This is a genomic window from Mesorhizobium sp. LNHC209A00 (assembly GCF_000502915.1).
In the GTDB taxonomy this organism is placed as follows: Bacteria; Pseudomonadota; Alphaproteobacteria; order Rhizobiales; family Rhizobiaceae; genus Mesorhizobium.
Window position 1 is genome coordinate 1 of the sequence record NZ_AYWT01000035.1, and the last position, 21,584, is coordinate 21,584.

General features: G+C 62.1%; 17 protein-coding genes, 1 tRNA gene and 2 pseudogenes. 18 read left to right on the forward strand and 2 right to left on the reverse strand.

The annotated features are described in order from the left end of the window. The 14 genes and pseudogenes from tuf to X739_RS137140 form a co-directional block, all read left to right on the forward strand. A pseudogene (gene tuf / locus X739_RS1000000168930) lies at positions 1–143 on the forward strand (elongation factor Tu); the annotation flags it as partial. 289 nt (positions 144–432) lie between these two features. Further along, on the forward strand, positions 433–1,959 hold the full coding sequence (locus X739_RS137200; RefSeq protein WP_023775358.1) for a hypothetical protein: 1,527 nt from the start codon (positions 433–435) through the stop codon (positions 1,957–1,959). A gap of 94 nt (positions 1,960–2,053) precedes the next feature. After that, on the forward strand, positions 2,054–2,536 hold the full coding sequence (locus X739_RS137195) for a group II truncated hemoglobin (RefSeq protein ID WP_023775357.1): 483 nt from the start codon (positions 2,054–2,056) through the stop codon (positions 2,534–2,536). 29 nt (positions 2,537–2,565) lie between these two features. Beyond that, positions 2,566–3,117: a putative glycolipid-binding domain-containing protein gene (locus X739_RS137190; protein WP_023775356.1), complete on the forward strand. Its 552-nt coding sequence runs from the start codon at positions 2,566–2,568 to the stop codon at positions 3,115–3,117. Between the two features lie 76 nt (positions 3,118–3,193). Beyond that, positions 3,194–3,269: transfer RNA gene (locus tag X739_RS137185), tRNA-Trp, on the forward strand. A 362-nt stretch (positions 3,270–3,631) separates the two neighbouring features. Further along, complete coding sequence (gene secE, locus X739_RS137180) at positions 3,632–3,835, forward strand: preprotein translocase subunit SecE (RefSeq protein ID WP_013531408.1); 204 nt, start codon at positions 3,632–3,634, stop codon at positions 3,833–3,835. 27 nt (positions 3,836–3,862) lie between these two features. Further along, positions 3,863–4,390, forward strand: coding sequence for a transcription termination/antitermination protein NusG (gene nusG, locus X739_RS137175; RefSeq protein ID WP_015317996.1), 528 nt, complete (start codon positions 3,863–3,865; stop codon positions 4,388–4,390). Positions 4,391–4,564: 174 nt separating this feature from the next. Continuing rightward, positions 4,565–4,993: a 50S ribosomal protein L11 gene (gene rplK / locus X739_RS137170; protein WP_010909262.1), complete on the forward strand. Its 429-nt coding sequence runs from the start codon at positions 4,565–4,567 to the stop codon at positions 4,991–4,993. A gap of 4 nt (positions 4,994–4,997) precedes the next feature. Next, a complete protein-coding gene (gene rplA, locus X739_RS137165) occupies positions 4,998–5,696 on the forward strand; it encodes a 50S ribosomal protein L1 (protein WP_023775355.1) in 699 nt (232 codons plus the stop codon). Positions 5,697–6,103: 407 nt separating this feature from the next. After that, positions 6,104–6,622: a 50S ribosomal protein L10 gene (gene rplJ / locus X739_RS137160; RefSeq protein WP_015317994.1), complete on the forward strand. Its 519-nt coding sequence runs from the start codon at positions 6,104–6,106 to the stop codon at positions 6,620–6,622. A gap of 54 nt (positions 6,623–6,676) precedes the next feature. Then, positions 6,677–7,054 carry a 50S ribosomal protein L7/L12 gene (rplL, locus tag X739_RS137155; protein WP_015317993.1) on the forward strand — a complete coding sequence of 126 codons (378 nt, stop codon included), beginning with the start codon at positions 6,677–6,679 and terminating at the stop codon, positions 7,052–7,054. A 266-nt stretch (positions 7,055–7,320) separates the two neighbouring features. Then, positions 7,321–11,457: a DNA-directed RNA polymerase subunit beta gene (gene rpoB / locus X739_RS137150; protein ID WP_023785185.1), complete on the forward strand. Its 4,137-nt coding sequence runs from the start codon at positions 7,321–7,323 to the stop codon at positions 11,455–11,457. A gap of 152 nt (positions 11,458–11,609) precedes the next feature. After that, on the forward strand, positions 11,610–15,806 hold the full coding sequence (gene rpoC, locus X739_RS137145; RefSeq protein WP_015317991.1) for a DNA-directed RNA polymerase subunit beta': 4,197 nt from the start codon (positions 11,610–11,612) through the stop codon (positions 15,804–15,806). 82 nt (positions 15,807–15,888) lie between these two features. Beyond that, positions 15,889–16,554, forward strand: coding sequence for an O-methyltransferase (locus X739_RS137140; RefSeq protein ID WP_023775353.1), 666 nt, complete (start codon positions 15,889–15,891; stop codon positions 16,552–16,554). A 19-nt stretch (positions 16,555–16,573) separates the two neighbouring features. Here X739_RS137140 and X739_RS137135 read toward each other — a convergent pair whose 3' ends face one another. Continuing rightward, complete coding sequence (locus X739_RS137135) at positions 16,574–17,497, reverse strand: Gfo/Idh/MocA family oxidoreductase (RefSeq protein WP_023775352.1); 924 nt, start codon at positions 17,495–17,497, stop codon at positions 16,574–16,576. 154 nt (positions 17,498–17,651) lie between these two features. Next, on the reverse strand, positions 17,652–17,933 hold the full coding sequence (locus X739_RS137130; protein WP_015317988.1) for a hypothetical protein: 282 nt from the start codon (positions 17,931–17,933) through the stop codon (positions 17,652–17,654). 473 nt (positions 17,934–18,406) lie between these two features. On the opposite strand from X739_RS137130, the gene rpsL reads away from it, so the two are divergent. From rpsL to X739_RS1000000168935, 4 genes and pseudogenes are all read left to right on the forward strand, one after another. After that, a complete protein-coding gene (rpsL, locus tag X739_RS137125; protein ID WP_006333356.1) occupies positions 18,407–18,778 on the forward strand; it encodes a 30S ribosomal protein S12 in 372 nt (123 codons plus the stop codon). 74 nt (positions 18,779–18,852) lie between these two features. Continuing rightward, entirely contained in the window at positions 18,853–19,323 is a 471-nt protein-coding gene (rpsG, locus tag X739_RS137120) for a 30S ribosomal protein S7 (RefSeq protein WP_008875664.1), read from the forward strand. Positions 19,324–19,352: 29 nt separating this feature from the next. Continuing rightward, positions 19,353–21,443: an elongation factor G gene (fusA, locus tag X739_RS137115; RefSeq protein WP_023775351.1), complete on the forward strand. Its 2,091-nt coding sequence runs from the start codon at positions 19,353–19,355 to the stop codon at positions 21,441–21,443. 66 nt (positions 21,444–21,509) lie between these two features. Next, positions 21,510–21,584, forward strand: a pseudogene (locus tag X739_RS1000000168935) (elongation factor Tu); the annotation flags it as partial.

The window sequence follows — 21,584 nt, forward strand, 5'->3', positions numbered from 1 at the left end:
CCGAGATGGTGATGCCCGGCGACAACATCACCGTCGATGTCGAGCTGATCGTGCCGATCGCCATGGAAGAGAAGCTGCGCTTCGCCATCCGTGAAGGCGGCCGCACCGTCGGTGCCGGCATCGTCGTCACCATCAAAGAATAATCGATCCGGCTGCTGCCGGTCTCGAACACGAAAGGGCGGTCTTCGGGCCGCCCTTTTTCGTTTCACACGCCTCGCAACGAAAGCATTGCGCGCTTGTTTCAAAGCTGTTGCAAGCGCCATGGCTGCAACTAGTATAGGTTGCACCGAGGGAGCTTTGCCGACAGTGGTTTCAAGGCACCGTTTCGATGGGAAGGCATGGCGGTTGTGGGCACTGGTTTGTCTCGCCGTCGCCATGGCACTGCCCGTTTTGACAGCGCGAGCGGAGGATGGGCCTCTCGACATCCCGCCTATGCGCTTCGTCGTGGTGCGCAGCAACGCTCCGGGATGCGAACCCAACTGTCCTGAATGGATATCGGCGGACGGCACCATCGACGCGGGCACGCCGTCGCTCCTCAAGCGCACGCTCAAGGCGCTCAGGGGAAGGCAATTGCCGGTCGTCGTCAATTCGCCCGGCGGTAACGTCGACGCCGCGCTGGCACTCGGCCGGATGATCCGCAAGAACAAGCTCGATATCGCCGTCGGCGTGACGGTTTTTTCCGGTTGCAAGCCGGAAGCGAAAAACTGCGGGGACAACAAGGGCAAGAGTGCCGATTATTTCGGGGCGGCCTATGACGACGGAGCCATGTGCAATTCGGCCTGTCCGCTAATGTTTTCCGGCGGTGTCCGCCGCGTCGTTGGGGATTTCGGCTATCTCGGTGTCCACCAGATCACCACCACATACCAGCGGGAGAAGCTGCTCTACCGGACCACGTACCGGATCGTGAACGGCAGGAAGAAGATCATCAGCACCAAGGTGGTCAGCCGCAAAAACGCTGGCAGCTACAAAACCTACGAGATGAGCAGGACCGTCGAGAAGACGCTTTCGGCGTACCTGAAGGAAATGGGGATAGCAGACGGCGTACTGGAAGTCATGAAAGCCACGCCGGCCAGTGAGATTCGTCAGATTCCGCTCGATGACATGGTGATGATGAAGTTGGTCACCAGCCGGGACGCAGTGGACCTGTTGACCACGGTAAGCCTCTGCGGCCTGGCCCAGCCGGCCACGAACTGCCGGCAAATAGCTGGACCCGCAAGCAAGACGACGCCATCGGCCGCAGCCAGGCCAATGGCTGCCGTAACCGTTCAAGCGGAAACCGCGAAGGCCGGCGGGGACATGCGGTTTGTCGTCGTTCGCGGCAGCAATCCGCTGTGCAATCCCGACTGTCCGGAATGGATATCGGCCGAAGGTGCGATCACGAACCGGGCGCCGGGGAAGCTGCGGCAGTTGCTGGCCACCCTTGGCAATCGGCGGCTGCCTATCGTCATCAGCTCGCGCGGAGGCGACCTGCCCAGCGCTCTCGCAATGGGACGGCTTATCCATGAAAGAAAGCTCGACATCGCCGTTGCCCGGACGGATTTCGTCGACTGTGACCCCGGCGCGTGGAACTGCCTGGCCACGGAAGGAGCCTATGCCGGATTGAGCATCGATGCGGGGGTGGAGTGTGATTCCGGCTGTGCGTTAGTGGTCGCCGGCGGCGCCAGGCGGCTTGTCGGTCCCCGGGCGCGGCTCAGCCTGTATCCGACGGGACAGAAGCTGGTGGTCAAGGCCTACCTCGACGAGATGGCGATCGGCCCCGCTCTGTTCGCAACAATCGAACGACGCTCGACCGAGGGGCAACTTGACCCAGACGCCATGCTCAAGCTTGGACTGACAACAGGACCGCAATCGGTCGACGCGCTGACCGGCTCCACGACTTGCAAGGCTGTTGCCAAGCCCGACAATTGCCTGGGCCTGCCAGCCGCCAATGCACAGGCCGACGCGCCCGCAAGGCTGTAGAGCACGGTGATGTCGGGGGGAACTGCCCATCGAGGCAGGTTGAGCCGTATCCGATTTCCGCTATCGTCGCGGCGGGGCCGGCGAAGGATCGAGAATGAGCCAGGACGTTCCGACACTCTATGAATGGGCCGGAGGCGGCGAGGCGCTGAACCGGCTGACGCAAACCTTCTACGACAAGGTGGCGCAAGATCCGGTGGTTGGCCCGGTCTTCAAGCACATGTCGCCGGACCACCCCGCCCATGTCGCGGCCTTCATCGGCGAGGTCTTCGGCGGACCGAAAACCTACAGCGAAACCTTTGGCGGCCACCGCGAAATGGTCATGCATCATGTGGGCAAGCACCTCACCGAGGCGCAGCGCCGTCGCTGGATCAATCTTCTCGCCGACGCGGCGGATGAGGTCGGTCTGCCGGACGATCCAGAATTCCGTTCAGCCTTCATGGGCTACGTCGAATGGGGATCTCGGCTGGCCAAGATGAATTCCAATCTCGGCGAGACCTGCGATCCCGAGACCGAACCGATGCCAGCCTGGGGGTGGGGCGTGCCTGGCGGACCGTACCGGGTGCCGGACGCAAAATAGCTTCGGCTGCCGGGGGAGGTGGACGATTGATGCCGCAAGATGCAAAGATCGTGCGCTGGCGCGAGTGGGATGGGCCCGGCTCCGAACATCTTGTGCTGCGGGAGCACGCGGGGCGGTTGCTGGCCGATTCGGTCGTTATCCGCTCGGGCGAAACGCCATTTGCGGTCCGCTACCGCATCGCCTGCGATGCCGGCTGGCGCGCCGAGAGTGTCATTGTCAATGTGATCGGTGATAACCGGACACTTGTCCTGGCGTCCGATGGCGATGGTCAGTGGACCAGGGACGGCTTGGCGATGCCCGAGCTTGCCGGCGTGCTCGACCCGGACCTCACCGTCACGCCCTTCACCAACACGCTGCCGATCCGGCGCCTGGCGCTCGCGGCCGGCCAGAGTGGGGAAATCACCACCGCCTTCATCGAATTCCCGGCACTCACTGTCGTGCGCAACCCGCAGCGCTACACGTGCCTCGAAGCGGGCCGGCGATACCTCTATGAATCGCGCGCCAGCGACTTCAGGCGGGAGCTGGAGATCGATGCCGAGGGGCTGGTCGTCGACTATCCCGATTTCTGGCGCAGGGGTTAAGCACGTTTGCCTGCAAACCGCTCTTTACAGAGCGCACGGAAGCTTTTAGGAAGCGCCTGCGCTGAAGCGCGCGTGTACGGGCATAGCTCAGTTGGTAGAGCGGCGGTCTCCAAAACCGCAGGTCGTAGGTTCGAGCCCTGCTGCCCGTGCCATTTGCTCTGAAAGATGGCATCAAAACGATATTTCGCGGCTGCCTTTGAAAATCGGCGAGCCGCTTGCCATATTAGCCCGATTGGGGCATAAGAGCGCCATAGCCGGGACGGAACGACTGGATGGCTCCGAGGCGGCGTTTGGTCATAAAGCGGGCACTTGCCACTTGCGTGGATCAAGAATCGGTTTTATGTAGACGAAACAGACACGCGACGCGTGGAGCTGGGAAGCCGGCTTTACGCGTCTGATTTGCATGGGCGAAATGATTGCGCTGATTCTGCGCGAGATTGGGCTCAGGCGGCACGTCCCGGCCAGCGGGATCATCCAGGGGGCCCGGCCAACGGGTCTTGAAGACAGGCGGCATATGGCTTCGAAAACCACAAATCCTTTCGTCTTTCTCCAGCAGGTGCGCGCGGAGACAGCCAAGGTGACTTGGCCGTCGCGCCGCGAGACGATGATCTCGACGGTCATGGTCCTGGCCTTTGCTGTGATTGCGATGATCTTCTTCTTCACCGCCGATCAGCTCATGGGCCTCGCGGTCGAGCAGATTCTGGGCATTGGACGCTAAGTCCGGCGATTAGGAGAAGTCGAAAAAATGGCTACGCGCTGGTACATCGTCCACGCCTATTCGAACTTCGAGAAGAAGGTCGCCGAGGACATAGAGAACAAGGCCAAGCAGAAGGGCCTGTCCGCCGATATCGAGCAGATCGTGGTGCCGACCGAGAAGGTCGTCGAGGTTCGTCGCGGCCGCAAGGTCGACGCGGAGCGCAAGTTCTTCCCGGGCTACGTGCTCTTGAAGGCCAATCTGACCGACGCCGTGTTCTCGCTGGTCAAGAACACGCCGAAAGTCACTGGTTTTCTCGGGGACTCCAAGCCGGTGCCGATCACCGAGGCCGAAGCCCAGCGCATCCTGAACCAGGTGCAGGAAGGCGTCGAGCGGCCGAAGCCCTCGGTCACCTTCGAGATCGGCGAGGCTATCCGCGTTTCGGATGGTCCCTTCGCGTCGTTCAACGGTTTCGTCCAGGAAGTGGACGAGGAGCGGGCGCGGCTCAAGGTGGAAGTTTCGATCTTCGGGCGCGCCGTGCCCGTCGATCTGGAATTCGGACAGGTCGAAAAGGGCTGATCCGAAATCCCTGATGCCGGTCCGGCGATCAGGGGAGGCGGCGCGGCAACGCGCGGCTTGAGAACGGTGGGAGGCGAAGGCGGCTTTGGCCGGCCGCAAGAACCGCACCACCAGACTGCAACCACCGGTGTTTCCCAGATCGTGGGGCCGGCATAGACAAAGGCAGGAAAAGAGATGGCTAAGAAAATTGCAGGCCAGCTCAAGCTCCAGGTCTCCGCGGGATCGGCTACGCCGTCTCCCCCGATCGGCCCGGCGCTTGGTCAGCGTGGCATCAACATCATGGAGTTCTGCAAGGCGTTCAACGCGCAGACCCAGGAAATGGAAAAGGGATCGCCGGTTCCGGTCGTCATCACCTATTACCAGGACAAGTCGTTCACCTTCGTCATGAAGACGCCTCCGGTGAGCTACTTCCTGAAGAAGGCCGCGAACCTGAAGTCGGGCTCGAAGGAGCCGGGCAAGGTCAAGGCTGGCACGGTTTCGCGCGACAAAGTTCGCGAAATCGCGACCGCCAAGATGAAGGATCTGAACGCGAACGACGTCGAAGCGGCCATGCGCATGGTCGAGGGCTCCGCCCGCTCGATGGGTCTGGAAGTGGTGGGCTAAGATCATGGCAAAGATTGCAAAGCGTGTATCGAAGACCCGTGAAGGCATCGATCCCAACAAGGCTTACGCGCTCGGTGACGCGCTGAAGCTGCTCAAGGATCGTTCCTCGGTCAAGTTCGACGAGACCATCGAAGTGGCCATGAACCTCGGCGTCGACCCGCGTCATGCCGACCAGATGGTTCGCGGCGTGGTCAACCTGCCGAACGGCACCGGCCGCTCGGTCCGTGTCGCCGTGTTCGCCCGTGGCGACAAAGCCGAAGAGGCCAAGGCCGCCGGTGCCGACATCGTCGGTGCCGAGGATCTGGTCGACATCGTCCAGAAAGGCACGATCGATTTCGATCGCTGCATCGCCACGCCGGACATGATGCCGCTCGTCGGTCGTCTCGGTAAGGTGCTCGGCCCGCGCGGCATGATGCCGAACCCGAAGGTCGGCACCGTCACCACCGATGTCGCCGCGGCCGTCAAGGCATCGAAGGGCGGCGCGGTCGAGTTCCGCGTCGAGAAGGCCGGCATCGTTCATGCCGGCGTCGGGAAGGTCTCTTTCGACGTCAAGGCGCTGGAAGAGAACGTCCGTGCATTCGCCGATGCGGTGACCAAGGCAAAGCCGGCTGGCGCCAAGGGCAACTACGTCAAGAAGGTGTCTGTCACCTCGACGATGGGCCCGGGCCTCAAGCTCGACGTCTCGACGCTCGCCGCGTCCTGATTAGATTTGGATTGGCCTTTCGAAGGCTGATCCGTGACTGAATTCCGGGCCTTGGATTTATCCTGGGCCCGGAACCGGAAGCCGGAAGGCTTCCGGACATCCTGTCCGAGATTGCGGGCGGCCCGAACCTTGATTCAAGAGGAGGGCCTTAATTCATGTGGGCCTGCATGAGACGGGTGAAAACCGGACAACGGAGCAACAAGCTCCAATGAAAGGTTCGAACCGTGTTTGCCTTTTGTCTGCGCATCGCCGGCTTTGCCGTCGATGTGGCGAAAGGGGGCAGGATCCTCGAGCGTCGTTCGGGAGATCCGTTACTGGATGGCCCGGCCGGCAAAAGGCAACCCGACGCCTGTCCTCGAAATGGGAATGTTCCCATTGGCAGGACTGGGGTCAACTGGAGATAGGCAGTGGACAGAGCGGAAAAACGCGAACTCGTCACGGGCCTGAATGATGCGTTTTCGGGCGCGGGTTCAGTCGTCGTGGCCCACTATGCCGGTATCACCGTCGCGCAAATGAACGACCTTCGGTCGAAGATGCGCGCTGCCGGTGGCACCGTTAAAGTCGCGAAGAACCGTCTCGCCAAAATCGCTCTTCAGGGCACGGACTCCGCATCGATCATCGAACTGTTCAAGGGACAGACGCTGATCGCCTATTCGGAGGATCCGATTGCGGCGCCGAAGGTCGCGTCCGATTTCGCCAAGGGGAATGACAAGCTCGTCATTCTCGGCGGCGCAATGGGCACCACCTCGCTCAATGCCGACGGTGTGAAGGCACTCGCCACACTTCCGTCGCTCGATGAGTTGCGCGCCAGGCTGGTTGGCATGATCGCCACGCCGGCAACCCGGATCGCCCAGATCGTCAATGCGCCAGCGGCCTCGGTCGCGCGCGTCATCGGCGCTTACGCCCGGAAGGACGAGGCGGCATGAGGCCGTTCCTCGCTATCAAAAACACACGTTCGAACCTAACGAAGGAACACAACAATGGCTGATCTGGCAAAGATCGTAGACGACCTTTCGAAGCTGACCGTCCTCGAGGCGGCTGAGCTGTCGAAGCTTCTGGAAGAAAAGTGGGGCGTTTCGGCTGCTGCTCCGGTGGCGGTTGCCGCTGCTGGCGGTGCTGCCGCTGCTGCTGCTCCGGTCGAGGAAAAGACGGAATTCGACGTCGTTCTCACCGAGGCCGGCGCTCAGAAGATCAACGTGATCAAGGAAGTGCGCGCTATCACCGGTCTTGGCCTCAAGGAAGCCAAGGACCTGGTCGAAGCGGCTCCGAAGCCGGTCAAGGAAGGCGTTTCCAAGGCCGACGCTGACAAGTTCAAGGCCCAGCTGGAAGCAGCCGGCGCCAAGGTCGACCTGAAGTAAGCGTAAAAAGCGGCGGGCGGCCTCGCGCCGTCCGCCACTCCCTTGGGTGACCAGGGGAGGCTGCGTAACGCGAGATGTACGAAAACCTCTTTTCTGAGGGCCGTAAACCGGCCTTCAGGAAACGGGTTTTCTCCCGTTTTAGCCGGTAACCGCCAAGCAATTGGAGAGGCGGCCGGAGAACAGACAGAGAGCCGCCGCCCAGGTGGCTCAGTATGCAAGGCGAACCGCGGCGAGGTTCGTCCCGAGTTTAGAGCTAAGGAGCGACGATGGCCCAGACCCAGACTTTCAATGGCCGCAGACGCGTACGCAAGTTCTTCGGGAAGATCCCGGAAGTTGCGGAGATGCCGAACCTTATCGAGGTTCAGAAGGCATCCTATGACCAGTTCCTGATGGTGGACGAGCCCAAGGGCGGACGTCCCGACGAAGGACTGCAGGCTGTTTTCAAGTCGGTCTTCCCGATCTCCGATTTTTCCGGCTCCTCCATGCTGGAGTTCGTGAAGTACGAGTTCGAAGGACCGAAATTCGACGTTGACGAATGCCGTCAGCGCGACCTGACCTATGCCGCGCCGCTGAAGGTGACGCTGCGCCTCATCGTGTTCGATATCGACGAGGATACTGGTGCCAAGTCGATCAAGGACATCAAGGAGCAGGACGTCTACATGGGCGACATGCCGCTCATGACCTTGAACGGCACCTTTATCGTCAACGGCACCGAGCGCGTCATCGTCTCGCAGATGCACCGCTCGCCGGGCGTCTTCTTCGACCACGACAAGGGCAAGTCGCACTCGTCGGGCAAACTTCTGTTTGCCGCCCGTGTGATCCCCTACCGTGGCTCGTGGCTCGACATCGAGTTCGATTCCAAGGACGTTGTGCACGCCCGCATCGACCGTCGCCGCAAGATTCCGGTGACGTCGCTGCTGATGGCGCTCGGCATGGACGGCGAGGAGATCCTGTCGACCTTCTATAACAAGATCATCTACAAGCGCGCCGGCGACCATTGGCGCATTCCCTTCAACGTCGAGCGTTTCCGCGGCCTCAAGGCCGTCGGCGACCTGGTCGATGCCGACACCGGCGAAATCGTCGTCGAGGCGGGCAAGAAGATTACCGCTCGCCAGGCACGTCAGCTCGGCGAAAAGGGTCTCAAGGCGATCAAGGCGACCGACGAGGATCTGCTCGGCAATTACCTGGCCGAGGACATCGTCAACTACGCCACCGGCGAGATTTTCCTCGAGGCCGGCGACGAGATCGACGACAAGACGCTCAAGGTGCTGCTCGGCACCGGCGAGCACGAGATCCAGGTCCTCGACATCGACCATGTCAATGTCGGTGCCTATATCCGCAACACGCTCGCCGTCGACAAGAACGAGAGCCGCCAGGACGCGCTGTTCGACATCTACCGTGTCATGCGCCCGGGCGAGCCGCCGACGCTCGAGACCGCCGAAGCCATGTTCAACTCGCTGTTCTTCGACAGCGAGCGCTACGACCTGTCCGCCGTCGGCCGCGTCAAGATGAACATGCGTCTCGAGCTCAAGGCCGAGGACACGGTGCGCGTGCTGCGCAAGGACGACATCCTGGCCGTGGTCAGGACGCTGGTCGAACTGCGTGACGGCAAGGGCGAGATCGACGACATCGACAATCTCGGCAATCGCCGCGTACGTTCGGTCGGCGAGCTGATGGAGAACCAGTACCGCGTCGGCCTGTTGCGCATGGAGCGCGCGATCAAGGAGCGTATGTCCTCGATCGAGATCGACACGGTCATGCCGCAGGACCTGATCAACGCCAAGCCGGCGGCCGCCGCCGTGCGTGAGTTCTTCGGTTCCTCGCAGCTGTCGCAGTTCATGGACCAGACCAACCCGCTGTCGGAGATCACCCACAAGCGTCGTCTCTCGGCGCTTGGACCGGGCGGTCTGACCCGCGAGCGTGCCGGCTTCGAAGTGCGCGACGTGCACCCGACGCATTATGGCCGTATCTGCCCGATCGAGACGCCGGAAGGCCCGAATATCGGTCTGATCAACTCGCTGGCGACCTTCGCGCGCGTCAACAAGTACGGCTTCATCGAAAGCCCGTACCGCAAGATCGTTGACGGCAAGCTGACCAATGACGTCGTCTATCTCTCGGCGATGGAAGAGGCCAAGCACCATGTCGCGCAGGCGAACGCCGAGCTCGACAAGAATGGCGGCTTCGTCGACGAATTCGTCATTTGCCGCAGCGCCGGCGAAGTGATGATGGCGCCGCGCGAAAACGTCGACCTGATGGACGTGTCGCCCAAGCAGATGGTGTCTGTTGCCGCGGCACTTATCCCGTTCCTGGAGAACGACGACGCCAACCGCGCTCTGATGGGCTCGAACATGCAGCGCCAGGCCGTGCCGCTGGTGCGCGCCGAGGCGCCGTTCGTCGGTACCGGCATGGAGCCGATCGTCGCCCGTGACTCGGGCGCCGCCATCGGGGCGCGTCGTGGCGGCATCGTCGACCAGGTGGACGCCACGCGTATCGTTATCCGCGCCACCGAGGATCTCGATCCGGGCAAGTCCGGCGTCGACATCTACCGGCTGATGAAGTTCCAGCGTTCGAACCAGAACACCTGCATCAACCAGCGTCCGCTGGTGCGCATGGGTGACCGGGTCAACAAGGGCGACATCATCGCCGACGGTCCCTCGACCGAACTCGGTGATCTGGCGCTCGGCCGCAACGTGCTGGTCGCGTTCATGCCGTGGAACGGCTACAACTACGAGGACTCGATCCTGCTCTCCGAGCGTATCGTGGCCGACGACGTCTTCACCTCGATCCACATCGAGGAGTTCGAGGTCATGGCGCGCGATACCAAGCTCGGTCCGGAGGAAATCACGCGCGATATTCCAAACGTCTCGGAAGAAGCGCTGAAGAACCTCGACGAAGCCGGCATCGTCTATATCGGTGCGGAAGTGCAGCCGGGCGACATCCTGGTCGGCAAGATCACGCCGAAGGGCGAGAGCCCGATGACCCCGGAAGAGAAGCTTCTGCGCGCCATCTTCGGCGAAAAGGCTTCCGACGTGCGCGACACTTCGATGCGCATGCCTCCGGGTACTTTCGGCACCGTCGTCGAGGTGCGCGTGTTCAATCGCCACGGTGTGGAGAAGGACGAGCGCGCCATGGCGATCGAGCGCGAGGAGATCGAACGCCTCGCCAAGGATCGCGACGACGAGCAGGCCATTCTGGACCGTAACGTCTATGCGCGTCTTTCCGACGTTCTCGTCGGCAAGGAAGCGATCGCTGGACCGAAGGGCTTCAAGAAGGGCTCGACGCTGTCCAAGGACACGCTCGACGAGTATCCGCGTTCGCAGTGGTGGCAGTTTGCGGTGGAGAACGAAAAGCTCCAGAGCGAACTGGAAGCCCTGCGTGGCCAGTACGACGATTCCAAGAAGGCGCTCGAACAGCGCTTCATGGACAAGGTCGAGAAGGTGCAGCGCGGCGACGAAATGCCTCCAGGCGTCATGAAGATGGTCAAGGTCTTCGTGGCGGTGAAGCGCAAGATGCAGCCCGGCGACAAGATGGCCGGCCGTCACGGCAACAAGGGTGTCGTGTCGCGTATCGTTCCGGTCGAGGACATGCCTTTCCTCGAGGACGGCACGCATGCCGATATCGTGCTCAACCCGCTGGGTGTGCCGAGCCGCATGAATGTCGGCCAGATCCTGGAAACGCATCTGGGCTGGGCCTGCGCTGGCATGGGCAGGAAGATCGGCGAGCTTATCGATGCGTACAAGACAGCCGGCGACATCAAGCCGCTGCGCAAGACGCTCGAGAGCTTCATGCCGGCCAACGACCGCAACGAGCCGGTTCGCGAATATGACGACGAGAGCATCGTTCGCCTCAGCGAGCAGATGCGCCGCGGCGTCTCCATCGCGACCCCGGTGTTCGACGGCGCGCATGAGGCTGACATTAACATCATGTTGGAGCAGGCGGGCCTGCACACATCAGGTCAGTCGCAACTCTACGACGGACGCACCGGCGAGCCGTTCGATCGCAAGGTGACGATGGGCTATATCTACATGCTCAAGCTTCACCACCTCGTGGACGATAAGATCCACGCGCGTTCGATCGGTCCGTACTCGCTCGTCACCCAGCAGCCTCTGGGCGGCAAGGCGCAGTTCGGCGGCCAGCGCTTCGGCGAGATGGAGGTCTGGGCACTGGAAGCCTACGGCGCCGCTTACACGCTGCAGGAAATGCTGACGGTGAAGTCGGACGACGTCGCCGGCCGCACCAAGGTCTACGAGGCGATCGTGCGTGGCGACGACACGTTCGAGGCAGGCATTCCCGAGAGCTTCAACGTGCTCGTCAAGGAAATGCGGTCTCTCGGCCTCAATGTCGAGCTCGAGAACACCAAGCTCGACGACAACCCGATCCGGCTGCCCGATGCTGCCGAATAGGGGCGCGGCCGAGTAAACAAGACATCCGGACGCGGGAGAGGGCTCTCGCGACCGGATGCACCAATTCTTCGGCCGGTGGGCCGACCACTCAGCGGGCATTCGGCCCGCGCTAGATGCAAGGGGTTTTCGAGGACCCCGCAAAGGAGAACGGCATGAACCAAGAGGTCATGAATCTCTTCAATCCGCAGGCGCCTGCGCAGGTGTTCGATTCCATCCGGATTTCGCTTGCCAGCCCTGAGAAGATTCTGTCCTGGTCGTTCGGCGAGATCAAGAAGCCGGAGACCATCAACTACCGCACCTTCAAGCCGGAGCGTGACGGTCTGTTCTGCGCGCGCATTTTTGGCCCGATCAAGGACTATGAATGCCTGTGCGGAAAGTACAAGCGCATGAAGTACAAGGGCGTGATCTGCGAGAAGTGCGGCGTCGAAGTCACGCTGTCGCGCGTCCGCCGCGAGCGCATGGGCCATATCGAGCTGGCGGCCCCCGTCGCCCACATCTGGTTCCTGAAGTCGCTGCCCTCGCGCATCGGCACGCTGCTCGACATGACGCTGAAGGACATTGAGCGGGTCCTCTACTTCGAGAACTACATCGTCACCGAGCCTGGCCTCACCGCGCTGAAGGAGCACCAGCTGCTCAGCGAGGAAGAGTACATGATCGCCGTCGACGAATATGGCGAGGATAGTTTCACCGCCATGATCGGCGCCGAGGCCATTCATGACCTTCTGGCCGGCATGGACCTGGAGAAGATTGCCGGCGACCTGCGTTCGGAACTGGCATCGACCACGTCCGAGCTGAAGCAGAAGAAGTATCTGAAGCGGCTCAAGGTCGTCGAGAACTTCATGGAATCCGGCAACCGTCCGGAATGGATGATCATGAAGGTGGTTCCGGTGATCCCGCCGGACCTGCGCCCGCTCGTCCCGCTGGACGGCGGTCGTTTCGCGACGTCCGACCTGAACGATCTCTACCGCCGCGTCATCAACCGCAACAACCGCCTGAAGCGGCTGATCGAGCTGCGGGCGCCGGGCATTATCGTGCGTAATGAAAAGCGCATGCTGCAGGAAGCCGTCGATGCGCTGTTCGACAACGGCCGTCGCGGCCGCGTCATCACCGGCGCCAACAAGCGTCCGCTGAAGTCGCTGTCCGACATGCTCAAGGGCAAGCAGGGCCGGTTCCGTCAGAACCTGCTCGGCAAGCGCGTCGACTATTCTGGCCGCTCGGTCATCGTCACCGGTCCGGAGCTCAAGCTGCACCAGTGCGGCCTGCCGAAGAAGATGGCGCTCGAACTGTTCAAGCCCTTCATCTACGCCCGTCTCGACGCCAAGGGTTACTCCTCGACCGTCAAGCAGGCCAAGAAGCTGGTCGAGAAGGAGCGTCCGGAAGTCTGGGATATCCTCGATGAGGTCATCCGCGAGCATCCGGTTCTCCTTAATCGCGCGCCGACGCTGCACCGCCTCGGCATCCAGGCGTTCGAGCCGATCCTGATCGAAGGCAAGGCGATCCAGCTTCACCCGCTGGTCTGCACGGCCTTCAACGCCGACTTCGACGGCGACCAGATGGCCGTTCACGTGCCGCTGTCGCTGGAAGCGCAGCTCGAAGCCCGCGTGCTGATGATGTCGACCAACAACATCCTGCACCCGGCCTCCGGCGCGCCGATCATCGTCCCGTCGCAGGACATGGTTCTGGGTCTCTACTACCTCTCGATCGTCAACCAGAACGAGCCGGGCGAGGGCATGGTGTTTGCCGACATGGGCGAACTCCAGCACGCGCTCGAGACCAAGGCGGTGACCCTGCACGCCAAGATCAAGGGCCGCTTCCGCACGGTCGACGCCGAAGGCAAGGTTGTGTCGAAGATCCATGACACCACACCTGGCCGCATGATCATCGGCGAGCTTCTGCCGAAGAACGTCAACGTGCCTTACGAGACCGCCAACCAGGAGATGACCAAGAAGAACATCTCCAAGATGATCGACACCGTCTACCGCCATTGCGGTCAGAAGGAGACGGTCATTTTCTGCGACCGCATCATGGCGCTCGGCTTTGCCCATGCCTGCCGTGCCGGCATTTCGTTCGGCAAGGACGACATGCTGATCCCGGACACCAAGATCAAGCTGGTGTCGGACACCGAGGCTTTGGCCAAGGAGTACGAGCAGCAGTACAATGACGGCCTGATCACGCAGGGTGAGAAGTACAACAAGGTTGTCGACGCCTGGGCCAAGTGCTCGGAAAAGGTCGCCGACGAAATGATGGCCCGCATCAAGGCGGTCGAGTTCGAGGACAATGGCCGTCAGAAGCCGATGAACTCGATCTACATGATGTCGCACTCCGGTGCGCGCGGCTCGCCCACCCAGATGCGCCAGCTCGCCGGCATGCGCGGCCTGATGGCCAAGCCGTCGGGTGAAATCATCGAGACGCCGATCATCTCGAACTTCAAGGAAGGCCTGACCGTGCTCGAGTACTTCAACTCGACCCACGGTGCCCGCAAGGGTCTGGCCGATACCGCCTTGAAGACGGCGAACTCGGGTTACCTCACCCGTCGTCTGGTCGACGTGGCGCAGGACTGCATCGTCAACTCCGTGGATTGCGGCACCGACAAGGGCCTCACCATGCAGCCGATCGTCGATGCCGGTCAGGTCGTCGCTTCGGTCGGCCAGCGCGTGCTGGGCCGTACATCGCTCGACGACATCACCCATCCGGTGTCGGGCGAGGTTCTGGTCAAGGCCGGAACGCTGATGGACGAGCGTGACGTGGAGCAGATCGAAAAGGCCGGCGTGCAGTCGGTCCGCATCCGCTCGGCCCTGACCTGCGAAGTCAGGATCGGTGTCTGCGCGGTCTGCTACGGACGCGATCTGGCCCGCGGCACCCCGGTCAACCAGGGCGAAGCCGTCGGCGTCATCGCGGCGCAATCGATCGGCGAGCCGGGCACGCAGCTCACCATGCGTACCTTCCACATGGGCGGTACGGCGCAGGTGGTGGATAGCTCCTTCCTTGAAGCCTCCTATGAGGGCAAGGTCGAGATCCGCAACCGCAACGTGGTGCGCAACTCGGACGGCCAGCAGATGGTCATGGGCCGCAATATGGCGGTGCTGATCCTCGACGAAGCCGGCAAGGAGCGCGCCACGCACCGTGTCACCTATGGTTCACGCATCTTCGTGGACGATGGCGACAAGGTGAAGCGCGGTCAGCGTATCGCCGAGTGGGATCCCTATACCCGTCCTGTCCTCACTGAAATCGAGGGCAAGGTGTCGTATGAGGATCTGGTCGACGGCATTTCCGTTCAGGAAACGGCCGACGAGTCGACCGGCATCACCAAGCGTGAGGTCATCGACTGGCGTTCGACGCCGCGCGGGAACGACCTCAAGCCGGCGATTGCCATCCTGGACACCAAGGGCAAGGTCGGCAAGCTGTCGAAGGGTGGCGACGCCCGCTTCCTGCTCTCGGTCGAGGCCATTCTCTCGGTCGAGCCGGGTGCTCAGGTTCGCCCCGGCGACGTGCTGGCGCGTATCCCGATGGAAAGCGCCAAGACCAAGGACATCACCGGCGGTCTGCCGCGTGTTGCCGAACTGTTCGAGGCACGTCGTCCGAAGGATCACGCCATCATCGCCGAGATCGATGGCACGATCCGCTTCGGCCGCGACTACAAGAACAAGCGCCGCATCATCATCGAGCCGCACGACTCGACGCTCGAGCCGGTCGAGTACCTGATCCCGAAGGGCAAGCCGTTCCATCTCCAGGACGGCGACGTCATCGAGAAGGGCGACTACATCCTCGACGGCAATCCGGCGCCGCACGACATCCTGGCGATCAAGGGCGTGGAGGCACTTGCTTCCTACCTCGTCAACGAGATCCAGGAAGTCTACCGCCTGCAGGGCGTGTCGATCAACGACAAGCACATCGAGGTGATCGTTCGCCAGATGCTGCAGAAGGTCGAGATCACGGTGCAGGGCGACTCGACCTATATCCCGGGCGACCACGTCGACGTGATCGAACTGGAAGAGGTCAACGAGCGCCTGGTCGAGGACGGCAAGAAGCCGGCCGAAGGCCAGCCGGTGCTCTTGGGCATCACCAAGGCATCGCTGCAGACGCCGTCCTTCATCTCGGCCGCCTCCTTCCAGGAGACGACCAGGGTGCTGACGGAAGCCGCGGTTGCCGGCAAGACCGACATGCTGCAGGGCTTGAAGGAAAACGTCATCGTCGGCCGGCTCATCCCCGCCGGCACCGGCGGCACGATGAGCCAGATCCGGCGCATCGCCACCTCGCGCGACGAACTGATCATCGACGAGCGCCGCAAGGCCTCCGGTGTGGAAGTCGCCGAGCCGATGCTGGCGGACATGACAACCGCCGCGCAGTAAGCGCGGCGGCAGAAATCTCAGGCAACAGAAGCCGTCGGGGCAACCCGGCGGCTTTTTCATTTTTGCGGTCGGAGGATAGCGGATGAACACGAAGACCTGGACGGCAGTCGATAACTACATCGTATCTTCTCTCTTCGAGGCGGATCCCGTTCTCGAGGCGGTTCTGGCGGCCAACCGCGACCAGGGCCTGCCGGCAATCGATGTCTCGGCGGCGCAAGGAAAGCTGCTCTCGCTGCTGGTGCGCATCAGCAGCGCGAAAAAGGTGCTCGAGATCGGCACGCTGGGTGGCTATTCGACCATCTGGATGGCGCGGGGATTGCCTGCCGACGGCAAGGTCGTGACACTCGAACTCGATCCGCACCATGCCAAGGTCGCGCGTTCGAATTTCGAACACGCAGGGGTTGCGGGCCGTGTGGAACTGCGTGTCGGTTCGGCGCTCCAGTCGCTCGCACAACTGGACGGCGAGAATGCCGGCCCATTCGATCTCATCTTCATCGACGCGGACAAGCCGAACAACCCGAACTATCTGGCCTGGGCCCTGCGGCTGTCGCGGTCAGGAACGGTCATCGTCTGTGACAACGTCATCCGCGACGGCGCCGTGCTGGATGAGGATGGTCGCGATGCCAATGTCGAGGGCGCCCGGGCTGCGTTCTCCTTCATCGGCGGCGACAAACGGCTGGACGGCACCGCCATCCAGACCGTCGGCTCCAAGGGCTATGACGGGTTTGCCATTGCCATTGTCCACTGAGGCAAGGCGCCGCCCATCGTCAGTCGAAAAACGCCTCGACCACGTTGCGCTTGCCCAGCATGAAGGCGTCGGCAACGTGCTGGAGCGGCGCAAGGTCCACATCCGACCTCCCGACGTGCACGATTTCGGCAAAGCGCCGGTAGAGCATCGGATATTCCGCTTCCGGCTCCTCGTGTACAACCCGCCCGTCGACTGCGAGTTTCGAGCCGCCACCCGAGAGCACCATCTGTCCGGCATCCGTATCGGCCAGGATGTCCCAGCTCTGCGGTCCGGTCTGCAACCAGTCGAGCTCCATCGTCACATCCGATCCGTTCGCGGCCCGGAACGCGACCTGGGCCGCGATCGGTGCGTCGCGGTTCGCCGGAAAGTCGAGCACGGCCGAAGTGATGTACATGGCCGGCAGGATGTAGGTTGCAATCGACAGCGCGTTGATGCCGGGGTCGAAGACGCCGAAACCGCCAGGCTGCCAGATCCAGTCCTGGTTCGGGTGCCAGCGGCGTACATCTTCTTTCCAGACGATCGCCGCCGATTTGATTTTGGTCGAAGCGAGGAACGTTCGCGCCGCTTCGACCGCCGGCGCGTAGCGCGAATGCCAGCTAGCGAACAGTGAGACGCCTTGTTTCGCCGCCAGCGCCTTCAGGTCCTCGACCTCGCTGACCGTGGCACCGGGCGGCTTTTCCAGGAAAACGTGCTTCCCAGCCTCGAGTGCCTTGCGCGCGGCGTCATAGCGGAACTGCGGCGGCATGCACAGCGACACTGCATCGAGTTCGGGAACCGCGCTAAGCATCGTCTCGATGTCGGGGAAATTCACAATGCCGTCGACCTTGCCGTGCCGGCTGGCCGCCGCGATCAGCTGGTAATCCCGATCCTTGGCCAAGGCGGGAAGGTGTTGGTCGCGGACGATCTTGCCGACGCCGACAATGCCGATTCTTATGGGCGAGATGGATGAGGACATGAGGCTCCGCCGGGTTTGGACGACTGCGCGTCTCTTAGCAGATCGGCCATGACGGGCAAGCGTCGGCCGTGCCGGCTATCCGAACGAGTCGCGTCATGCCAAGCAGGCAAGGAAGGACACCGCGCCCATGACACGCCCATGATCAGATCGGCGCGTCGAAGGTGACGATCGACACTTCGCCTTCGAGCGCGCCCTGGTAGGCCGACAGATGCGGCTCGTCGTCGGGCACCCCGTCCATGTCGCCGATCTGGTCCAGTTCGGCCTCGGCGTAACCTTCCGCCGCCAGCGATTCGAGTGCGCGTCGCACCGCCGAATCGTCGTCAGGAGCGACCAGCATCACATGCACGCCTTCCACCTTGCCGCCTTTGCGCTTCCACACCCGGCCGGTGATGATGGTGACCGGGCGTTCTTCATTATCGTTCACGGCTGATTCCTCCTGGCAAGCGCGGGCGAGGGGATGTTGAGTGCTCAGGCCGCCTTTTCGCATAGAGCAAGGGCGCGCAAAAGCGAAAAGCCGGTCACTTTCTTCCTCCGCATTGCAAAATGGCGAAAGAAAATTACATGCGGTTTTCGGATGGCTGCCAAGTCCCGGCTTCGGTGCGATATTTGCCACTGCGGGCTTGACGGTTCGCGGGCTTACGAGTAGAAGCCGCCCAGTCAGAACCGATGTGAGGCTCTCCCTTCCGAAGCGACACGCTTTGGAGTTTGCCTCAAACAGGGTTCATTTTACGAGCGAAAAGACATTTCCGGCGTGCACGAAGCGGTTTCCGCTTCCTCTGCGATTTGTTCGGGCAAGACCGCGAGGCGCGGTTTGTGGCCCGAATTTGCGTATGGAAATGACGCTTTGAGCGAGCCTTGACCGGCACGAGACACGGAATTGAGAGACAAGAGGGTTTAATGCCTACCGTCAACCAGCTGATCCGCAAGCCGCGCATTGCGCCGGTGAAGCGCAACAAGGTCCCGGCCATGCAGCAGAACCCGCAGAAGCGGGGCGTCTGCACGCGCGTCTATACAACGACGCCGAAGAAGCCGAACTCGGCGCTGCGCAAGGTGGCCAAGATCCGCCTGACCAATGGTTTTGAAGTGATCGGCTACATCCCCGGCGAAGGTCACAACCTTCAGGAGCACTCCGTGGTCATGATCCGCGGCGGCCGCGTCAAGGATCTTCCGGGCGTGCGCTACCACATCATTCGCGGCGTGCTCGACACGCAGGGCGTGAAGAACCGCAAGCAGCGCCGTTCGAAGTACGGCGCCAAGCGTCCGAAGTAAGGCGTCCGAAGTAAGATTTTTCGGCCTTGGTGCTGCTTGAATGCACCGGGCTACGAGATTGAGAGACAAAAGCCATGTCGCGTCGTCACAGTGCAGAAAAGCGTGAGATCAACCCGGATCCCAAGTTCGGCGATCTGATCGTCACCAAGTTCATGAATGCCGTCATGTATGACGGCAAGAAGTCGGTCGCCGAGACCATTGTCTACGGCGCGCTGGACCAGGTCCAGTCGAAGACCAAGCAGGAGCCGGTCACCGTCTTCCATCAGGCGCTCGACAATGTCGCGCCGCATGTGGAAGTGCGTTCGCGTCGCGTCGGCGGCGCCACCTACCAGGTTCCGGTCGACGTGCGCCCCGAGCGCCGTCAGGCGCTGGCAATCCGTTGGCTGATCGCCGCGGCCCGCAACCGCAACGAGACCACCATGGTCGACCGCCTCTCCGGCGAGCTGATGGACGCGGCCAACAACCGCGGCACCGCCGTGAAGAAGCGTGAAGACACCCACAAGATGGCAGAAGCCAACCGCGCTTTCGCGCACTACCGCTGGTAAAGCGCGAACGAGACTGAGAGGCAGCTACGATGGCCCGCGAATACAAAATCGAAGACTACCGCAATTTCGGTATCATGGCGCATATCGACGCCGGCAAGACGACGACCACCGAGCGCGTCCTCTATTACACGGGCAAGTCGCACAAGATCGGCGAAGTGCACGACGGTGCTGCCACCATGGATTGGATGGAGCAGGAGCAGGAGCGCGGCATCACCATCACGTCCGCCGCGACCACGACCTTCTGGAAGGCTCGTGACGGCAAGATGCACCGCTTCAACATCATCGACACCCCCGGACACGTCGACTTCACCATCGAAGTCGAGCGTTCGCTGCGCGTGCTCGACGGCGCCATTGCGCTGCTCGATGCCAATGCCGGTGTCGAGCCGCAGACGGAAACCGTCTGGCGCCAGGCGGACAAGTACCGCGTTCCGCGCATGATCTTCTGCAACAAGATGGACAAGATCGGCGCCGACTTCTACCGCTCGGTCGAAATGATCGGTTCGCGCCTCGGCGCGCATGCCGTCGTCATGCAGTTGCCGATCGGCGCCGAGACCGAATTCAAGGGCGTCGTCGACCTGGTCGAGATGAACGCACTGGTCTGGCGCGACGAGACGCTGGGCGCTGCCTGGGACGTCGTCGAGATCCCGGCCGACCTTCAGGCTCGTGCCGAAGAATATCGCGAGAAGATGATCGAAGCCGCCGTCGAAATGGACGAGACGGCGCTTGAGAATTACCTCGAAGGCAAGATGCCGTCGAATGACGAGATCCGCGCGCTGATCCGTAAGGGCACCATCGCGGTGAAGTTCTACCCGATGTTCTGCGGCTCGGCCTTCAAGAACAAGGGCGTGCAGCCGCTGCTCGACGCCGTCGTCGAATACCTGCCGTCGCCGGCCGATGTTCCGGCCATCAAGGGTGTCGATGCCAAGACCGATGCCGAGATCGAGCGTCACGCCGACGACAGCGAGCCGCTTTCGATGCTCGCCTTCAAGATCATGAACGACCCGTTCGTCGGTTCGTTGACCTTTGCCCGCATCTACTCGGGCAAGCTCACCAAGGGCATCTCGGTCGACAACACCGTGAAGGGCAAGAAGGAGCGCATCGGCCGCATGCTTCAGATGCATGCGAACTCGCGCGCCGACGTCGAAGAGGCTTTTGCCGGCGACATCGTCGCCCTGGCCGGCCTCAAGGACACCACCACCGGCGATACGCTGAGCGATCCGCTGCACCCGGTCATCCTCGAGCGCATGGAATTCCCCGATCCGGTCATTCAGATCGCCATCGAGCCGAAGACCAAGAACGACCAGGAAAAGATGGGCCTCGCCCTTCATCGCCTGGCCGCCGAGGATCCCTCCTTCCGCGTCAAGACCGACGAGGAATCTGGCCAGACCATCATTTCCGGCATGGGCGAGCTGCATCTCGACATCATCGTCGACCGCATGCGCCGCGAGTTCAAGGTCGAAGCCAACGTCGGTGCGCCGCAGGTGGCTTACCGTGAAACGATCACCCGCAAGCACGAGCAGGACTACACGCACAAGAAGCAGACCGGCGGTACCGGTCAGTTCGCCCGCGTCAAGATCCTGTTCGAGCCGAACCCGGAAAGCCCCGAGTTCGAGTTCGACACCAAGATCGTCGGCGGTGCGGTGCCGAAGGAATACATCCCGGGTGTCGAAAAGGGCATCAACAGCGTCATGTCGTCGGGTCCGTTCGCCGGCTTCCCAATGATCGGTGTCAAGGCGACGCTCATCGACGGCGCATACCACGACGTCGACTCCTCGGTGCTCGCCTTCGAAATCGCCGGCCGTGCCTGCTTCCGTGAGGCCGCGCCCAAGCTCGGCGTGCAACTGCTCGAGCCGATCATGAAGGTCGAGGTCGTCACGCCGGAAGATTACGTCGGCAGCGTCATCGGTGACCTGAACGGCCGCCGCGGCCAGATCCAGGGCCAGGAAGCACGTGGCGTCGCGGTGGTTATCAACGCGATGGTGCCGCTCGCCAACATGTTCAAGTATGTCGACAACCTGCGCTCGATGAGCCAGGGCCGCGCGGCCTACACGATGCAGTTCGATCACTACGAGCCTGTGCCGACCGCGGTCGCCCAGGAAGTCCAGAAGAAATACGCGTAACCCCGACGGGTTGCAGCAGTAACTTAAATCAAGGCCCGCACGGGCGAGCAGGATTGGAGACATCACATGGCAAAAGGTAAATTCGAGCGCACCAAGCCTCATGTGAACATCGGCACGATTGGTCACGTCGACCATGGCAAG

What these genes read in the sequence shown, in the direction of transcription:
- rpoB (WP_023785185.1), top strand. Translation starts at nt 7,321, where the DNA reads ATGGCCCAGACCCAGACTTTCAATGGCCGCAGACGCGTACGCAAGTTC.
- fusA (WP_023775351.1), top strand. Translation starts at nt 19,353, where the DNA reads ATGGCCCGCGAATACAAAATCGAAGACTACCGCAATTTCGGTATCATG.
- nusG (WP_015317996.1), top strand. Translation starts at nt 3,863, where the DNA reads ATGGCTACGCGCTGGTACATCGTCCACGCCTATTCGAACTTCGAGAAG.
- X739_RS137190 (WP_023775356.1), top strand. Translation starts at nt 2,566, where the DNA reads ATGCCGCAAGATGCAAAGATCGTGCGCTGGCGCGAGTGGGATGGGCCC.
- rplA (WP_023775355.1), top strand. Translation starts at nt 4,998, where the DNA reads ATGGCAAAGATTGCAAAGCGTGTATCGAAGACCCGTGAAGGCATCGAT.
- rpsG (WP_008875664.1), top strand. Translation starts at nt 18,853, where the DNA reads ATGTCGCGTCGTCACAGTGCAGAAAAGCGTGAGATCAACCCGGATCCC.
- secE (WP_013531408.1), top strand. Translation starts at nt 3,632, where the DNA reads ATGGCTTCGAAAACCACAAATCCTTTCGTCTTTCTCCAGCAGGTGCGC.
- rplL (WP_015317993.1), top strand. Translation starts at nt 6,677, where the DNA reads ATGGCTGATCTGGCAAAGATCGTAGACGACCTTTCGAAGCTGACCGTC.
- X739_RS137195 (WP_023775357.1), top strand. Translation starts at nt 2,054, where the DNA reads ATGAGCCAGGACGTTCCGACACTCTATGAATGGGCCGGAGGCGGCGAG.
- X739_RS137140 (WP_023775353.1), top strand. Translation starts at nt 15,889, where the DNA reads ATGAACACGAAGACCTGGACGGCAGTCGATAACTACATCGTATCTTCT.
- rpsL (WP_006333356.1), top strand. Translation starts at nt 18,407, where the DNA reads ATGCCTACCGTCAACCAGCTGATCCGCAAGCCGCGCATTGCGCCGGTG.
- X739_RS137200 (WP_023775358.1), top strand. Translation starts at nt 433, where the DNA reads ATGCGCTTCGTCGTGGTGCGCAGCAACGCTCCGGGATGCGAACCCAAC.
- rplK (WP_010909262.1), top strand. Translation starts at nt 4,565, where the DNA reads ATGGCTAAGAAAATTGCAGGCCAGCTCAAGCTCCAGGTCTCCGCGGGA.
- rpoC (WP_015317991.1), top strand. Translation starts at nt 11,610, where the DNA reads ATGAACCAAGAGGTCATGAATCTCTTCAATCCGCAGGCGCCTGCGCAG.